Consider the following 16,617-nt stretch of genomic DNA (forward strand, 5'->3'; position numbering starts at 1 on the left):
ATAAACATAAACATTAAAATTGTCATAAACTATTACTCGTAGTTTGGGTTTTTAGGATCATCACAGCAACCAAAGGAGACGGAATGCATCACGCCACCCCGCTTATCACCACCATTGTCGGCGGCCTTGTGCTCGCTTTTATATTAGGCATGATTGCCAATAAACTGCGTATTTCTCCTCTGGTGGGATATCTGTTAGCGGGCGTTCTGGCCGGTCCATTTACACCTGGTTTTGTTGCTGATACTAAGCTCGCGCCTGAGCTGGCCGAGCTTGGCGTTATTCTGCTGATGTTTGGCGTGGGGCTACACTTTTCGTTGAAGGATTTGATGGCGGTAAAGTCTATCGCCATTCCCGGCGCGATTGCCCAGATAGCGGTGGCAACGCTGCTGGGTATGGCGCTTTCAGCCGTATTAGGCTGGTCGCTGATGGTGGGGATCGTGTTTGGTCTGTGTCTTTCAACCGCCAGTACCGTGGTGCTACTGCGCGCGCTTGAAGAACGACAGCTCATTGACAGCCAGCGAGGGCAAATTGCCATTGGCTGGCTGATTGTCGAAGATCTGATGATGGTGCTGACGCTGGTTCTCCTGCCAGCCGTCGCCGGGATGCTGGAAAAAGAAGATGTCGGCTTCGCTTCGCTGGCCGTCGATATGGGCATTACCATCGGTAAGGTGGTGGCGTTTATCGCGATTATGATGCTGGTGGGTCGTCGCCTGGTACCGTGGATTATGGCCCGCAGCGCCGCAACCGGTTCACGCGAACTGTTTACCCTCTCAGTCCTCGCCCTCGCCTTAGGCATTGCCTTTGGCGCAGTAGAGCTGTTCGATGTCTCCTTTGCGCTGGGCGCGTTCTTCGCTGGTATGGTGCTGAATGAATCTGAACTAAGCCACCGTGCGGCGCATGATACTCTGCCGCTGCGCGATGCGTTCGCCGTGCTGTTCTTCGTCTCCGTCGGGATGCTGTTCGATCCGTTAGTTCTGATCCAGCAGCCGTTGGCGGTACTGGGCACGCTGGCGATTATCATCTTTGGTAAATCCCTTGCCGCCTATTTCCTGGTGCGCCTGTTTGGTCACTCCCAACGCACGGCGCTCACTATTGCCACCAGCCTGGCGCAGATTGGTGAATTTGCCTTTATCCTGGCGGGTTTGGGAATGGCGTTAAACCTGCTGCCGCAGGCCGGACAGAATCTGGTACTGGCGGGGGCAATCCTGTCCATCATGCTCAACCCGGTGCTGTTCGCGGTGTTAGAAAAATATCTCGCCAAAACAGAAACGCTGGAAGAGCAGACGCTGGAAGAGGCTATCGAAGAAGAGAAGCAAATTCCGGTGGATATCTGCAATCACGCCCTGCTGGTTGGCTTTGGTCGCGTCGGTAGCCTGCTGGGTGAGAAATTGATGGCTGCGGGGATCCCGCTGGTGGTGATCGAAACCTCGCGTACCCGTGTGGATGAACTGCGCGAGCGTGGGATCCGCGCGGTACTGGGAAATGCCGCCAACGAAGAGATTATGAATCTGGCGCATCTGGATTGCGCGCGCTGGCTGCTGCTGACCATTCCCAATGGTTATGAAGCGGGTGAAATTGTCGCTTCTGCACGTGAGAAATGCCCGTCGATTGAGATTATCGCCCGCGCGCATTATGACGATGAGGTGGAATATATTACCGAACGCGGCGCCAACCAGGTCGTCATGGGTGAGCGCGAAATCGCCCGTACCATGCTGGAGCTGATTGAAACGCCGCCTGCAGGTGAAGTTGCTACGGCCAGTTAATGTCCGTGCCGGATAGCGCTATCGCTTATCCGGCCTATGCAAGATTTAACGGTCCCAATACGACTCTTCGAGACTGTCTTCACGTTCCGGCAAACCGCGCGTCAGGCGCGGTGAATGCTGGTTCAGCACCTGATAACTCACGCGATTAGCATACTTACACACCTGGGCTAACGACGAATAGGTCAGCCAGGTGAACTTGTGCTTGCTGGAGTTAGGCACGTTACTGCGGTGATAGCTGTTGGCGGTAATATCATGCAGCAATGCCGCCAGCGCGCCATCACCTGCGCCGTTGGTGTTCATTATCTTTTCAGGTCCGCCCATATACGGTGCGATGTGCGAATACACGCGCAGCGGATTGGTACAGTCTTTATGGCGCATGGCGCGGCTGAATTCGTACTGGTTAAATTCGGCAATAGCACCGGGCAGCAGCGGATGCTGGGTTTTACGTTTGACTTCTTCTTCCGTAAAGCCCGCCATATACAGACCCGCCGGACCCGCCGTGCACAGCACCAGATCCACCCAATCCAGCGCCTTGTCAGATGCCAGCAGCGGATCGTTCTCGCCAGTCAGCGCTTCAGCCTCTTCTTCATTCATCGCCAGAATAGAGACATGCTCTTTCAGGAATGCCTGCCACCACTGCGGGTTATCGGCAATGACGAATTTGGTGCCCAGGGTCAGAACCACCGGCACATTGTGTTTTTTGGCATATTCAATCGCCTTCATGGTCGCTTCCGGCATCGGCTCGCCCGGCTCGCAGCGCACCAGATAGGACGTCAGCACCAGTGCGGACGCGCCAGCAATCACCGATTCAGGGATGCTATCCGCCCGTAGTTTATTCATATGCCCAGGGCTGATTGCGAAGGTACGCTCACCTGACTCGCCAATCAGCGTAAAGCAGCGGCCAATCGGTCCGTTAACGCCTTGCAGGTAGTTCAGGTCGGTACGGCTGGAGGTATTGCATAAATAGCGGTACGCATAGCTGCCAATCTCGATATTGCTGCACATCACGCCCAGCAGCACCGAGCGGTCATCCGCCAGTACGGAGTAGTTGTGCATCGTGTTACCGATAGTACCGCCCGCAAACTGATGGGTGATCAAATTTTCACGCACCAGTTCCTGGTAGAGCGCTTCAGCAACATCATCGGCAATCACCAGAGAGTGCCCGGCGCTTAATCCATAACGTTTTACAAAATCATCATCCACTTTGGCTTCAATATCCACCAGCGTCTGGTCGATGCCCACCACCCAGGCTGCGCTGGTTTCATTTTCTGGCTGAATTTGTTGCAGCAACGGATCGCGCGCGCTGACGGGAAAATAGTGTTTGGATTTGCGTTTACCGGGAAATTTCATGGTCGATTTTACGGGTGGTTAACTGAGCGATGCATGGTAGCACATTCCCTGCCACGCATGCGATGCGGCGCTAAGTTTCAATATCAGACGGTGAGATCGCAGTTTAAACGGGATTAATTTCTACAATAACTCACCTTCACAAGGAGCGTTTTATGAAGCCGGAAAACAAGATCCCCGTACTCGACAGAATTTCGGATGAAATGAAAAGCGTGGTGAATTTTCATCGCGACGATCTGCCGCCGTGGCCCGCTACAGATGACTTCGTGGCCCAGCGCCAGCACTACATTCATGAACGGCAGCTGTGGAATGCCGATGCCCCAGAGATGAATACCCGCGAATGCGTTATTTCTACCGCATGCGGCCCCGTGGCCACACGTATTTACTCACCGCAGCCCCATAGCCTGGCAACGTTGTATTATCTGCACGGCGGCGGTTTTATTCTCGGTAATCTGGATACCCACGACCGTATTATGCGCTTGCTGGCGCGCTATACGCAGTGCACGGTAATTGGTATCGACTATTCGCTTGCGCCAGAAGCCCGTTTCCCGCAAGCCATCGAAGAGATTGCCGCCGTCTGCCAGTATTTTCATCAGCACTCTGGCGACTATTCTCTTAATGTGAATCATATCGGTTTTGCGGGCGATTCCGCCGGAGCCATGCTGGCGCTTGCCAGCGCGCTGTGGCTACGGGATAAACGCATTGTCTGCGGCAAGGTGGCTGGGGTGCTGTTGTGGTATGGGCTTTACGGCCTGCAGGATTCACTGAGCCGACGGCTGATGGGCGGAGCGTGGGATGAGTTAACCCGCGAGGACTTGCAGATGTACGAAAACGCGTACCTGCGTAGCGCTGACGATCGCGAGTCACCGTATTATTGCCTGTTTAATAACGATCTGACGCGTGACGTGCCGCCGTGTTTTATCGCCGGCGCTGAGTTTGATCCGCTGATTGACGATAGCCGCTTACTATTCCAGACGTTGCAGGCGCATCAGCAGCCCTGTCAGTACAAAATGTACCCCGGTACGCTGCACGCCTTCCTGCACTATTCGCGAATGATGAAAACCGCCGACGATGCGTTGCGGGAAGGCGCTCGTTACTTCAGAGCCCAGCTTTAACGGTAAGCGTCGGTCAGTTTAACCATCATTTCGATATGTTCCGGTGCGGCATTAAGCGCCGGAATATACTCATATTGCTTACCGCCCGCCTCAAGGAAAATCTCCCGGTTTTGTACCGCTATCTCTTCCAGCGTTTCGAGGCAATCTGCCGAGAAGCCCGGACACATAACCTGGATATGTTGTGTCCCTTTCTCCGCCAGCATTTTTAACGTTTCGTCGGTATATGGCGTCAGCCATGGTTCGCGACCAAAGCGAGACTGGAAGGTCATCATTACTTTTTCTGGCGGCAGGCCAAGCGCTGAAACCAACTCTCGGGTGGTATCACGACAGCGCTGCGGGTAGTCATCTCCTTCATCGGCGTACCGCTGCGGAATGCCGTGGTAGGAGAGCAGCAGCAAATCAGGTTCACCGTGTTGAGCAAATGAATCCCGGGCACTCTTCGCCAGCGCATCGATGTAGCTGCTGTCATCGGCGTAATCACGAATAAATGAAACGCCAGGAATACCGCGTTTACGCGCTAAGATACGCGCCAGTTCGTCCCAGACGGCCGCCACCGTCGAACAGGAATATTGCGGGTACAGCGGTAACACCACCATGTGTTCAACCCCGCTTGCCAACAGTTCATCGACCGCGCTTTCAAGCGACGGCGAACCGTAGCTCATTCCCAGCGCGACAGGGGTATTTGGTAGGCGTTCTGCCAGGGCCCGCTGTTGTGCCTTGCTATAAACCATCAGCGGGGAACCGTCTTCCATCCAGATTGACTGGTACAGCTTGGCTACGCGTGGCGCACGCAACGGTAAAATCACCCCACGCAGCAGCGGCCACCACAGTGCAGGTGACGTATCAACTACGCGTGGATCGCTTAAAAACTGGCGCAGGTAGCGCTTAACGGCTTCGGGGGTTGGGGCATCGGGAGTGCCGAGGTTTGCCAGCAGGATACCGGTTTTCGTCTGACGCATTACCGCCTCTTATCGATTCAAATTGTTGATAATTGTAGCGGAAAAGCGATAAAGAAGAACTAATTGCTGTGAGAGGTAAGACGAGAATTTGCCTGATGGCGCTACGCTTATCAGGCCTACGCGATAATGGCAGGCCTGATAAGAGGTTTATTACGCGAAAAATTAGCCGAGGATTTTTTCCAGCGCTGCGCGCACGTCAGCAACGGCCTGAGTACCGTCAACTTTCGCGTATTTGGTGTTACCCGCCTGCGCTTCTTTAGAGTAGTAGCCGATCAGCGGAGCGGTCATCTGATGGTATTCCACCAGGCGCTTACGTACGGTCTCTTCCTGATCGTCTTTACGGGTGGTCAGCTCTTCGCCGGTCACGTCGTCTTTACCTTCAACCTTAGGCGGGTTGAATTTGATGTGGTAAACGCGGCCAGAAGCAGCGTGTACGCGACGACCCACGATACGGTCAACGATCAGTTCGTCAGGTACGTCAAACTCCAGAACGTAGTCCACGTTGATGCCCGCTTCTTTCATGGCGTCTGCCTGCGGAATAGTACGCGGGAAGCCATCCAGCAGGAAACCATTACGGCAGTCTTCCTGAGCAATACGCTCTTTTACCAGCGCGATCACCAGCTCATCAGTCACCAGCTTACCGGCGTCCATGATGTCTTTCGCTTGTTTGCCCAGCTCGGAGCCAGATTTCACGGCAGCACGCAGCATATCACCGGTGGAGATTTGCGGAATACCATACTTCTCCATGATGAACTGAGCCTGAGTTCCTTTACCCGCGCCCGGAGCGCCAAGCAGAATGATACGCATTACGAAAATCCCCTTAAAGGTTGTCGATATTTTTTAAAAAGCGCTAAACGATACCACCATCACGCAATTGGCTCAAGAAAGACGCCCGACGCTGAAACGGTTAACGGTGGGAAAATTAAAAATAAGGCGAGAAAATGCCGGATGGCGGTGGAAACACCGTATCCGGCATACTATTACGAGATGCTGTAGGCCGGATAAGCGTTAGCGCCATCCGGCATTACATTACGGGTATCAGGACACCAGCAACTGGTTCATACGACGGATGAACTGGTTAGGGTCTTCCAGCGTGCCGCGCTCAGCAAACAGCGCCTGATCCAGCAGCAGTTCGACCCACTCTTTAAACTGCGCTTCATCCTGGGTATCCGCCGTGCGTTTTACCAGCACGTGGTCCGGGTTGAGTTCAAAGATATATTTCACTTCCGGTACGGCCTGGCCCGCAGCGGCAAACAGTTTCGCCATCTGGGTGCTCATTTCATCCGCATCGGTGGTGACGATGGCTGGCGTGTCGGTCAGACGGTGAGTCAGACGCACTTCTTTCACGCGGTCGCCCAGCAGGGTTTTCACGCGCTCAACGAACGGCGTCAGCGCTTTTTCCGCTTCTTTTGCCGATTCATCAACTTCATCCGCCAGCTTGTCGATGGACTCGTCAGCTTTAGCAACAGACTGGAATGCCTTACCGTCGAACTCGGTCAGGTAGTTCATCATCCACTCATCGATGCGGTCAGAAAGCAGCAGGACTTCAATGCCTTTCTTACGCAGCAGTTCCAGGTGCGGGCTGCTCTTCGCTGCCGCATAGCTGTCTGCGGTGATGTAGTAGATTTTCTCCTGCCCTTCTTTCATACGCGACACGTAGTCTTCCAGCGACACGGTCTGTGCGGAGGAGTCAGTGTGCGTAGACGCGAAGCGCATCAGCTTAGCGATCGTTTCCTGGTTGGCGTGATCTTCCGCCGGGCCTTCTTTCAGTACCAGGCCGAACTGTTTCCAGAAGGTCTGGTATTTTTCCGCGTCGTCTTTCGCCAGTTTTTCCAGCATCTGCAGTACGCGTTTGGTCAGCGCGCTGCGCAGGTTACGGGTGACTGTGCTGTCCTGCAGGATCTCACGGGAAACGTTCAGCGGCAGATCGTTGGAATCTATCAGACCGCGCACAAAGCGCAGGTAGTTCGGCATGAACTGCTCGGCGTCGTCCATGATGAACACACGCTGGACGTACAGTTTCAGGCCATGCTTGTGATCGCGGTTCCACATATCCCACGGAGCCTGGGACGGGATGTACAGCAGGCTGGTGTACTCCTGCTTACCTTCCACACGGTTGTGGCTCCAGGTCAGCGGGTCAGTGAAGTCGTGGGCGATGTGCTTGTAGAATTCGTTGTACTCGTCGTCTTTGATTTCCGACTTGTTACGGGTCCACAGCGCCTGCGCCTTGTTGATCTTTTCCCAGGAAATCACGGTCTCGCCGTCTTTCTCTTCGGATTTTTCGATCTCTACCGGCAACGCGATATGGTCGGAATATTTGCTGATGATGGAACGTACGCGCCAGTCATCAAGGAACTCGTCTTCGCCTTCGCGCAGATGCAGAGTGATTTCGGTGCCGCGATCGTCTTTGGTGATGTCGGCAACGGTGTACTCACCTTCGCCCGCAGATTCCCAGAACACGCCGTTTTCCGGCTTATCGCCCGCAGCACGGGTACGCACGGTGACTTTGTCCGCCACGATGAACGCAGAGTAGAAGCCCACCCCGAACTGGCCGATCAACTGGCTGTCTTTCGCCTGATCGGAACCCATGGATTCGAGGAAAGATTTAGTACCGGATTTCGCAATGGTCCCCAGATGATCGATAACGTCATCACGGTTCATCCCCACGCCGTTATCGGCAATGGTCAACGTACGCTTATCTTTATCGAAGGAAACACGTACACGCAGCTCACCGTCGCCTTCATACAGGTCCGGGTTAGACAGGGCGCGGAAACGCAGCTTGTCTGCCGCATCCGAGGCGTTAGAGATAAGCTCACGCAGGAAGATTTCTTTATTGGAATACAGAGAATGGATCATCAGGTGCAGAAGCTGTTTGACTTCTGACTGAAAACCACGAGTTTCTTGTCCTTTCATGTAGATCTACCTCAACAATGCCATTTTCAATGGTAAAAACACGTTGAGGGTGAAATGGGGACAAGCGGGAAGGATTTCAAGCGGAAGCCGCCGTCGCGGCCTCCGTTTGTTCAGAATTTAATCTTGTGTCGTCCTGCCAGAGAGTGCGACAGCGTAGTGCCATCGACCATTTCCAGCTCGCCGCCTACCGGAACGCCATGGGCGATACGGCTGGCTTCAACGCCATATTGCATGCAAAGCTCAGCAATATAGTTGGCGGTCGCCTCTCCTTCGACCGTGGGATTGGTCGCCAGGATCAGTTCGTTGATTTGCTCAGACTCCAGTCGCTGTTCGAGACGATCCAGCCCGATATCATCAGGGCCAATACCGTCCAGCGGCGACAGGTGTCCCATCAGCACGAAGTAACGTCCGGAAAACTGCCCGGTTTGCTCAATGGCGTAGATGTCCGCCGGACTCTCCACCACACAAATCTGACCGTTTTCCTGGCGACGCGGGTTCGAACAAATGTTGCAGACGTCTTGTTCTGTGAAGGTGCGGCAATCGGCACAGTGGCCGATTTCCGACATTGCCTTCGTTAACGCCTGTGCCAGACGCATCCCGCCGCTGCGATCGCGCTGAAGTAGCGTGAACGCCATGCGCTGCGCCGACTTCGGGCCAACGCCGGGCAGACAGCGCAGTGCTTCCATAAGCTGAGTTAACAGCGGGCTGGTTTGCATCAGAACGGCATCTTAAAGCCAGGCGGCAGCTGCATTCCGGAGGAAACAGAGGCCATCTTCTCTTTCTGCGTCTCTTCAATGCGACGCGCCGCGTCGTTGAATGCCGCAGCAACCAGATCTTCCAGCATCTCTTTGTCGTCTTCCAGCAGGCTTGGATCGATCTCCACGCGACGGCAGTTGTGCGCGCCGTTAATGGTCACTTTTACCAGACCCGCGCCAGATTCGCCGGTCACTTCCAGCTTGGCGACTTCTTCCTGCATCTGCTGCATTTTTTCTTGCATCTGCTGGGCCTGTTTCATCAGGTTACCCAGACCGCCTTTACCAAACATAGGCTTCTCTCTCAATCACGTTAAGGGATGACGACCGTCAAACCATTAGGCTGACGATCAAATGGGGCGAATACTCTCTTCGTCCAGCTCCGCATCGAAAAAACGACGCAGCGTCTGGATGTTATTATCCGCAATAATCGACTCACGCGCCTGCGCGAGCTTCTCTTCATAAATGGCCTGACGCCACTCCAGCGGCGTACGCACCGCTGGATTATCATCTTCAACGATGGTCAATTCAACCGTTGACCCCGTTAAGGAACTCAGAGCTTCGGCCAGTTTTTGCTGCGCACCGCTGGAATTTAGGTGTCGCTGCGTGGAACGCAGATGCAGGCAAACTACGTTGCCATTCTCTTCTTTCCAGGCATTAAGCGCCACCTGCTCCACCAGTTTAGGCAGCGAGAGCTGACTCACCTGGGCGGCCCACGGGTCGCGTTCAATGGCTTCAGCCGCAAGCTTTGCCGCCAGTTCCGGCGTTTTTTCATGCTCAAGCGCTTTTTTCAGCGCTTTCGGCGTGGCAACGACTTCTTTAACTTCTGCAACAGGATTGGTCGCTTTCCAGCGATACGCTTCTTTCTTCGCCGGTGCTTTTTCCAGCGCAGAGACCGCCGGACGCGCCTGAACACGTTCCGACACCGAAGCCAGTCTTTCCAGCGCAGCATTATTCACCGGCCGCGCGCGGGAAGCGGCTGCCGGTTCACTCTTTTTTGCTTTGGTTGCTCCCTGAGCGCGTTGCAACTGGCTACGCGCCGCCAACACCTGACTGGTGGCATCGGAGAGCGGCACATTCTGTTGCTGTTGTGCAGGCGCAGGCTGCTGCTGCACCTGCGTCGGGGTCATCACCGCAGTGGGTGCGACCGGGGCAAACGACTGTCGTGGAACTTCAGGTTCCGGGAGCGGCATGCGCGGATGAAAAGCCAGCGCACGCAGCAGCGTCATTTCGACGCCCATTCGCCTGTCCGGCGCATATGGCAGTTCCTTGCGCCCGATTAACAAAGTTTGGTAGTAAAGCTGCACATCGGTTGGCGGAACAATTCGCGCCAGTTCACGCATACGCTGTTCAATGGCGGCCATATCGCTGCCGAGCGCGGCAGGCGAAAGCTGAACCATGGCAATACGATGCAGCAAAGCCGACATCTCAACCAGCAGCGCTTCCCATTCGATACCGCGCGCGGCGGCGTCGTTTACCAGCGCCATCACGCGTTCGCCGTCCGCAGCAACAACCGCTTCAACGAGCGAGAGCGCCTGGTCGTCGTCCAGCGTGCCGAGCATAGTGCTGACCGCCTCGGTCGAGACCTGGCCATCGCCGCTGGCGATCGCCTGATCGGTCAGGCTCAGCGCATCACGCAGGCTGCCGTCCGCGGCGCGAGCCAGCAATTGCAGTGCACGTGGTTCATGGGCGATATGCTCTTCTTTGAGGATATGCTCAAGCTGATGGCGAATCTGTTCGACATCCAACGCTTTAAGATGGAATTGCAGACAGCGCGACAGGATAGTCACCGGCAGCTTCTGCGGATCGGTAGTCGCCAGCAGGAACTTAACGTGCGCGGGCGGCTCTTCGAGCGTTTTCAGCAAGGCATTAAAACTGTGGCGAGACAGCATGTGCACTTCGTCGATCAAGTAGACCTTAAAGCGACCGCGCGCAGGCGCATACTGGACGTTATCCAGCAGGTCACGGGTGTCTTCGACTTTGGTGCGTGAGGCGGCGTCGATTTCAATCAGATCGACAAAACGCCCCTGCTCGATTTCCCGGCAATTATCGCACACGCCACACGGCGTGGCGGTGATGCCGGTTTCACAGTTTAATCCCTTCGCCAGCAAACGGGCGATAGAGGTTTTCCCGACGCCACGGGTGCCGGAAAACAAATAAGCATGATGAATACGCCCTAACGACAAGCCGTTCGCCAGTGCCGTCAGCACATGTTCCTGGCCGACGACGTCAGCAAAGGTTTGTGGGCGCCATTTTCGGGCTAAGACCTGATAACTCATTGGCAGGCTCTGAAAGGCTGGAGGGTGGATTCACAGGGGGATAATGCTAACACAACCTCGCAGCGACGGCGAGGTTGTGTGTCTCGGTATTCGTCTACCGAGATAAGATAGCCCGACTTAGTGGCCCGGGAATGGAACCAGGCTATAACAGGTCAGCCCCTGTTTTTCCAGACGCTGTTCGCCGCCCAGATCAAACAGGTTAATGATAAAAGCAGCATCGGTAACTTCACCACCCAGACGGCGGATCAGCTTCACAGTCGCTTCAATCGTGCCGCCAGTTGCCAGCAGGTCGTCCACAACCAGCACTTTATCGCCAGGTTTGATGGCATCAACGTGGATTTCCAGCTGATCGGTGCCGTATTCCAGCTCATAGGTCTCAGCAATAACTTCACGCGGAAGCTTACGGGGTTTGCGTACCGGAACAAAGCCGACGCCCAGACCCAACGCTACCGGCGCGCCAAACAGGAAGCCACGCGCTTCGGTGCCAACCACTTTAGTGATACCCGCATTTTTGTAGCGTTCAACCAGCAATTCAATGCTGAGGGCGTAGGCTTTCGGGTCTTCCAGTAAACTGGTGACATCACGAAAGAGAATGCCCGGTTTTGGGTAGTCGTGGATGCTTTTGATGCTATTTTTGAGAAACTCAAGCTGCTGTGCTGTCGCGGTCATAAGTTTGTGCCTGATTAATACAGTATTACTTCACGGCGCACTAAACACTTCATCCTCGACGTATCTTGAATGATTTTGTGTCTATATAAGAGCCAAGGTTACACTTGCTTAACCTTTGACCACCTGCGCCTGTGCTCGAAAACGGTCGAATTTACTGGCTGTGAGAGACAATTGCAACAGCGATTATTGCGCTTTACTGCTTTTGTTGTTTTTCATCAATCACCGGGATCCGCCACATAAAAATCAGTAAACAGGCAAGAATAACCAGCAGCAGGCCGCGCACCCACATCATATTGACCAGCCACAGTGAAATACCAAACGTCACCAGGATCAACAAAACAGCGCGCGGTTTTGCTCCCGGCGGCATCGCACGGTGTTTTTGCCAGTGGCGCAAATACCCGCCGAACCACGAACGGTAAAGCAACCAGTCGTGAAAACGCGGCGATGAGCGGGCAAAACACCAGGCTGCCAGCAGTATAAACGGCGTCGTCGGCAACAGAGGCAATACAACGCCCAGCGTACCTAGCACTACCGCTATCCAGCCAATGATGATTAGAATAATGCGTTGCATAATATGAGTACTTAACACAGAGAATCGCTACTTTAGCATAACGGTTCTCATTTTCATCGGAGTGTTGTTGTGAAAACCGCCATGCTGTTACAGACGCTCGAAAACCAGCTTAACCGCCTGCGACAGCGTTGTGCTCCGCTGGCGCATCACACAACGCTTAGCGCCCGCTTTGACAGGCATCTGTTTCACACGCGCAGCACGTTGCTGCAGGCTTGTCTGGATGAGGCTGACGATAATCTTACTGCCCTGCGTCGTGCCGTTGAGCAGCAACAACTCCCGCAAATCACCTGGCTTGCGGAACACCTTGCCTCACAGTTAGAGGCGATTTCACGTGAAACCGCCAGTTGGTCCCTTCGAGAGTGGGACAGCGCTTCTCCAGGTCTGGCGCGCTGGCAGCGCAAGCGGGTCCAACATCAGGAATTTGAACGCCGTCTGGTTGAAATGACGCGTGAACGCAAAGAGCGTCTGGCTCAGGCTACCGGCTTTGAAGAACAGCAAAAACTGCATCGTGAAGTAGAAGCATTCGAGGCGCGACTGGCGCGCTGTCGCCATGCTCTGGCAAGCATAGAAAACGTGCTGGCGCGTTTAACCCGTTAATCCCCGGAGAATTTATGTCATTAGAGAACGCCCCGGACGAGGTCAAACTGGCCGTCGATTTGATTGTTTTACTTGAGGAAAATCAGGTTGCGCCTGAAACCGTACTGAAGGCGCTGGAGATTGTTAAACGGGATTACGAAAAGAAACAGCTCTCTTCTTCAAAAAACGCGCTATAGCTGAAATGCCTGAAAGCGTTGCACTTATCAGGCCTACGAATGAATCGAAGCTCGCAGGCCTGATGAGTTTTTCTATTAACCTACCGAAGGCGTCGGATCATCACCTTTAATGATGTCACGCTTAACCTCGGTCACGGTATCACCTTTCGCATTATGCAGGTGCACTTCGAGCTGGTTAAAGGCGATATCAATGTCGTTTTCACGGCACAAACGATCGACCGCACGGTTCAGTTCATCAACCGTGTGGCTACGATCGCGCAGTTCACGCACGTATAATCGCAGTTCATGATCCAGCGTGCTGGCGCCGAAGGCGGTAAAGAACACCGCAGGCTCCGGATCGTGCATCACTTTCGGATGTTCCATCGCCGCCTGCAACAGCACTTTCTTCACTTTATCCAGATCCGAACCGTAGGCCACGCCGATGCGGATCACCAGACGCGTGGTGGTATCGGAAAGCGACCAGTTGATCAAGCGCTCCGTCACAAATGCTTTGTTCGGGATGATCACCTCTTTGCGATCGAAGTCGGTAATAGTGGTGGCACGGATACGGATCTTGCTGACCGTTCCTGAGAACGTACCGATAGTTACGGTATCGCCGATGCGGACCGGGCGTTCAAACAGAATAATCAGACCCGAAACAAAGTTACCGAAGATTTCCTGCAAGCCAAAACCAAGACCAACCGACAGGGCTGCTGCCAGCCACTGTAGCTTATCCCATGAAACACCGAGCGATCCGAAGACCGTCATCGCACCGATGGCGATGATCGCGTAGTTAAGGATCGTGGTGATCGCATACGAAGCACCCTGACGCATCTTCAGTCGCGACAGCACCAGCACTTCCAGCAGGCCGGGTAAGTTACGGATCAGCGCCCACGCGACCATTGAGGCAATAATCGCAAACAGCAGACTGCCCATGGTGACGTCTTTCACCACCGCAGCTCCCGCTTCGGTGCCGTTGTAATGCCAGAGCGTTATGCTGTCGAGGTAGCTGAATACGGTTATCAAATCAGACCAAATAGCCCAGAACAGAATACCAAACAGGGCAACCATCACCAGCATTGTTATACGCAGCGTTTGCTGGTTAACCTGCTCAAGCGCAATGGTCGGTTCTTCCTGCGGCTCGGCTCCTTCCGCCCCTTCTTTCACCAGGTTCTGACGACGCGCTAAGGCACGGCGCCAGGCGATACGACGTGCCGCCACACTCAATCCACGCAGTACCGTCTGATACAGCAGGTTCCAAAGGATAACCAGATAGACCGTTTCAATCCAACGGCCGGCCAGGCGCAACGTGGTGTAGAAATACCCTGTCGCCGTCAGCACCATTAATGCAATCGGGATAATTGAGAGGACGGTAATAGTGACCAGACGCAGGCCATGTGACTCTTTGTCACGCCAGCTTTCGCGGCACATTGGCCATACCAGGAAGGCGATCAGCAGCAGGTTGAGGAAAATAACTACCTGACCCAGCACATCGTCCATCAAATTAAGCGGCGACAGTTCAGCAATGACCGACCAGAAGTTAAGCGGCAACAGCGCCAGGCTAATACGCACGATCTGGCGGCGCCAGTGGCTGGTCTGCTGCGCTGGCATGCCAAAATGACGTATCGCCACGCCATCTTTTTCCAGCACCTTCCAGCACAGACCAAACACCAGCCAGAAGACTGTCATCTTCTTACTGAACGCCCACAGCAGGTCGCTGATATTCAACTGCATGGTAAGCAGAATCAGGCCCACGGCGAGGATAATCAGGCACGCCGGCAACGCTCTGATCAGATCGATCAGTATCGCTTTTGGCGTATTGAGCTGACTGTCATTACGCAGATTCCCTACTGCGGCGGCTAATTTCGCCTGATACTCTTTCAGCCATTTCAAACGCCAGCGGATTAACCCGGCAATAAGCAGCAGCGGCAGGCCCGCCAGGAACGCAATAAAGACCGCTGGCCAGGCTTTTTCCCAGTTCACTGTGATTTTCATCGACTTAAACTGGTCTTTGAGCGTTTGCGGGAAGGCTTTGATCCAGTCCCAGTCCATCGGACGGTTACTATTAACCCAGAAGATTTGCTGCGTGAGGATCCCTTTCAGGTTCTTCGACACGCTCATTAGCTGCTGTTGATTGATTTGCAGGTTAATCGCCATCATCAACTGGTTGCCCAGCTGCTTGTTCAGCTGATCCAACAGTTCACGGCGCATATCCACAACCTGCAGCAGGGCATCATGGACTTCACCATTCACTTCGTTGCTGTGCCCTTCTTCCAGTTTGGCGACAAACGCATCGTTCTGGAATAGCGCATCGCGCTGCTGGTTAATCTCAAACTGTTCCAGACGCAAATCAGCGATCCGGTTAGTCATATCGGCAAGTTCATCCGCCGACGGCAGTGTTTGTTGTTGCTGATACAGAATACGCGACAGCAGCAGACTGCCTTTCAGGACAGCGATCTGTTCTTTAATATTGCGTTCGGATTGCAGCGCGCGGTCAAGCCAGTTTTTGACTTTGATATTCTGCTGCATCAGGTTGTTGCCGTTTTCGGTCGCGGCAATCAGGCGCTGGCTGAGCTGATGGTTAACATCCAGTTCCTGCTTCACTAACGGATTTGACTGAATACGCTCGGCTTCATCCGGCGTTACCGCTTCCTGAGCCGTCTTTTCGGTTAACGTCAGTCGTTTGCTGTTCACCGCTTCTTGCAGGAGCTGGAGCTGATGTTCAAGCCGGTTACTGTTAGCTGTTACGTAATCACGTTGTTTTTGCAAGGTATCCTGCAAAACAGTATTGCCTTCCAGGCTCTTACGCTGTTGGTCGATCTGCGCATTCAGCAGCGCCTGCTGCGCCTGCAGCAACACCTGCTGGCTGGGGCGTAACGCCGCCTCTCCCACATTGGTGCCATCGAGTCGATTGCGGATTTGCTGCATTTGCTGCGACGCGGTGTACATCGCATTCTGCACACGCTCTGGCTGCGTCTGGAGCGACACCAGTTGGCTGTTGTAAGCGGCAAGATCGTTTTGCGCACTTTGCAGGTCATCCAAAACCTGTGCCACGCGCGACTCAAGCTGTCGTAAGGAGAGTGTACTCAGCGTTTTTCGCGTTTCATCGTCGTTATCAACATCACTGAGCGAATTTAACGCATCCGTCGCCTGACGCATTTTCTCCGGTGCCTGGGCAACTTTCTGGCGAAGCTGTACGGTCTCATCTTTCACGCGATCGATTTTATCCAACGTGGCGATGGTATCGATGAGATCCTGTTGGACCAGCTTATCCTGCGCGGAGAGATCTTTTTGTTTACTCAGCGCGTCCAGTTGGCTCTGAATATCCGCTTTCGTCGGCAGTTCACCACTCTGTTGCGCCCGCGCAAAAGCAGACGACTGGCAAGATAGCAAGAGAATGAAGAAAAGAATGGTAATAGCAATAAGATGCTGTGAACGTTTATAGAGCTGCAACATAGTCATGAGAATGAACGTTTCTGAACCGGAAAAGTGACCGA

General features: G+C 54.1%; 14 protein-coding genes and 1 other annotated feature. Of the genes, 4 read left to right on the forward strand and 10 right to left on the reverse strand.

Annotation, left to right across the window (positions count from 1 at the left end):
- Positions 1–83 precede the first annotated feature (83 nt).
- Positions 84–1,763: a YbaL family putative K(+) efflux transporter gene (gene ybaL, locus OGY18_RS00795; protein WP_003021783.1), complete on the forward strand. Its 1,680-nt coding sequence runs from the start codon at positions 84–86 to the stop codon at positions 1,761–1,763.
- Between the two features lie 45 nt (positions 1,764–1,808).
- Here ybaL and gsk read toward each other — a convergent pair whose 3' ends face one another.
- Complete coding sequence (gsk, locus tag OGY18_RS00800) at positions 1,809–3,113, reverse strand: inosine/guanosine kinase (RefSeq protein ID WP_003021781.1); 1,305 nt, start codon at positions 3,111–3,113, stop codon at positions 1,809–1,811.
- 152 nt (positions 3,114–3,265) lie between these two features.
- On the opposite strand from gsk, the gene aes reads away from it, so the two are divergent.
- Positions 3,266–4,225, forward strand: coding sequence for an acetyl esterase (gene aes, locus OGY18_RS00805; protein WP_286551301.1), 960 nt, complete (start codon positions 3,266–3,268; stop codon positions 4,223–4,225).
- Here aes and hemH read toward each other — a convergent pair.
- The 8 genes from hemH to OGY18_RS00845 form a co-directional block, all read right to left on the reverse strand.
- Positions 4,222–5,184 carry a ferrochelatase gene (hemH, locus tag OGY18_RS00810; protein WP_003831052.1) on the reverse strand — a complete coding sequence of 321 codons (963 nt, stop codon included), beginning with the start codon at positions 5,182–5,184 and terminating at the stop codon, positions 4,222–4,224. The two genes, aes and hemH, sit on opposite strands and share 4 nt — an antisense overlap.
- A gap of 162 nt (positions 5,185–5,346) precedes the next feature.
- A complete protein-coding gene (gene adk, locus OGY18_RS00815) occupies positions 5,347–5,991 on the reverse strand; it encodes an adenylate kinase (protein ID WP_003021773.1) in 645 nt (214 codons plus the stop codon).
- Positions 5,992–6,222: 231 nt separating this feature from the next.
- Positions 6,223–8,097: a molecular chaperone HtpG gene (gene htpG, locus OGY18_RS00820; protein WP_286551303.1), complete on the reverse strand. Its 1,875-nt coding sequence runs from the start codon at positions 8,095–8,097 to the stop codon at positions 6,223–6,225.
- A gap of 110 nt (positions 8,098–8,207) precedes the next feature.
- Entirely contained in the window at positions 8,208–8,813 is a 606-nt protein-coding gene (gene recR / locus OGY18_RS00825) for a recombination mediator RecR (RefSeq protein ID WP_003831050.1), read from the reverse strand.
- Positions 8,813–9,142 carry a YbaB/EbfC family nucleoid-associated protein gene (locus tag OGY18_RS00830; RefSeq protein ID WP_003021764.1) on the reverse strand — a complete coding sequence of 110 codons (330 nt, stop codon included), beginning with the start codon at positions 9,140–9,142 and terminating at the stop codon, positions 8,813–8,815. The genes recR and OGY18_RS00830 overlap by 1 nt, the downstream gene beginning before the upstream one ends.
- 57 nt (positions 9,143–9,199) lie before the next feature.
- Positions 9,200–11,128 (reverse strand): DNA polymerase III subunit gamma/tau, encoded by a 1,929-nt coding sequence (gene dnaX, locus OGY18_RS00835; RefSeq protein ID WP_003831049.1) that lies wholly within the window; start codon positions 11,126–11,128, stop codon positions 9,200–9,202.
- Positions 9,803–9,867, reverse strand: a sequence feature (DnaX frameshifting element). (Overlaps the previous gene by 65 nt.)
- Positions 11,129–11,245: 117 nt before the next feature.
- Positions 11,246–11,797, reverse strand: a complete 552-nt coding sequence (gene apt, locus OGY18_RS00840) for an adenine phosphoribosyltransferase (RefSeq protein ID WP_003021759.1) — start codon at positions 11,795–11,797, stop codon at positions 11,246–11,248.
- A 193-nt stretch (positions 11,798–11,990) separates the two neighbouring features.
- On the reverse strand, positions 11,991–12,368 hold the full coding sequence (locus tag OGY18_RS00845) for a DUF454 family protein (RefSeq protein WP_032934350.1): 378 nt from the start codon (positions 12,366–12,368) through the stop codon (positions 11,991–11,993).
- Positions 12,369–12,437: 69 nt separating this feature from the next.
- Between OGY18_RS00845 and priC the strand changes: the two genes are divergently transcribed.
- Together priC and rsmS are read left to right on the forward strand one after the other, a co-directional pair.
- Complete coding sequence (gene priC, locus OGY18_RS00850; protein WP_286551305.1) at positions 12,438–12,965, forward strand: primosomal replication protein N''; 528 nt, start codon at positions 12,438–12,440, stop codon at positions 12,963–12,965.
- Positions 12,966–12,979: 14 nt separating this feature from the next.
- Positions 12,980–13,141, forward strand: a complete 162-nt coding sequence (rsmS, locus tag OGY18_RS00855; protein WP_003021750.1) for a pleiotropic regulatory protein RsmS — start codon at positions 12,980–12,982, stop codon at positions 13,139–13,141.
- 75 nt (positions 13,142–13,216) lie between these two features.
- Here rsmS and mscK read toward each other — a convergent pair whose 3' ends face one another.
- Positions 13,217–16,582, reverse strand: a complete 3,366-nt coding sequence (gene mscK / locus OGY18_RS00860) for a mechanosensitive channel MscK (protein ID WP_126318998.1) — start codon at positions 16,580–16,582, stop codon at positions 13,217–13,219.
- Positions 16,583–16,617: the final 35 nt, after the last annotated feature.

Origin of the sequence: Citrobacter sp. Cpo142, from assembly GCF_030332425.1 — a bacterium.
GTDB lineage: Bacteria > Pseudomonadota > Gammaproteobacteria > Enterobacterales > Enterobacteriaceae > Citrobacter > Citrobacter portucalensis.

Bases quoted from the DNA above. Each gene is read 5' to 3' on its own strand.
- ybaL (WP_003021783.1), top strand. From the start codon at position 84: ATGCATCACGCCACCCCGCTTATCACCACCATTGTCGGCGGCCTTGTG.
- gsk (WP_003021781.1), bottom strand. From the start codon at position 3,113: ATGAAATTTCCCGGTAAACGCAAATCCAAACACTATTTTCCCGTCAGC.
- aes (WP_286551301.1), top strand. From the start codon at position 3,266: ATGAAGCCGGAAAACAAGATCCCCGTACTCGACAGAATTTCGGATGAA.
- hemH (WP_003831052.1), bottom strand. From the start codon at position 5,184: ATGCGTCAGACGAAAACCGGTATCCTGCTGGCAAACCTCGGCACTCCC.
- adk (WP_003021773.1), bottom strand. From the start codon at position 5,991: ATGCGTATCATTCTGCTTGGCGCTCCGGGCGCGGGTAAAGGAACTCAG.
- htpG (WP_286551303.1), bottom strand. From the start codon at position 8,097: ATGAAAGGACAAGAAACTCGTGGTTTTCAGTCAGAAGTCAAACAGCTT.
- recR (WP_003831050.1), bottom strand. From the start codon at position 8,813: ATGCAAACCAGCCCGCTGTTAACTCAGCTTATGGAAGCACTGCGCTGT.
- OGY18_RS00830 (WP_003021764.1), bottom strand. From the start codon at position 9,142: ATGTTTGGTAAAGGCGGTCTGGGTAACCTGATGAAACAGGCCCAGCAG.
- dnaX (WP_003831049.1), bottom strand. From the start codon at position 11,128: ATGAGTTATCAGGTCTTAGCCCGAAAATGGCGCCCACAAACCTTTGCT.
- apt (WP_003021759.1), bottom strand. From the start codon at position 11,797: ATGACCGCGACAGCACAGCAGCTTGAGTTTCTCAAAAATAGCATCAAA.
- OGY18_RS00845 (WP_032934350.1), bottom strand. From the start codon at position 12,368: ATGCAACGCATTATTCTAATCATCATTGGCTGGATAGCGGTAGTGCTA.
- rsmS (WP_003021750.1), top strand. From the start codon at position 12,980: ATGTCATTAGAGAACGCCCCGGACGAGGTCAAACTGGCCGTCGATTTG.
- mscK (WP_126318998.1), bottom strand. From the start codon at position 16,582: ATGACTATGTTGCAGCTCTATAAACGTTCACAGCATCTTATTGCTATT.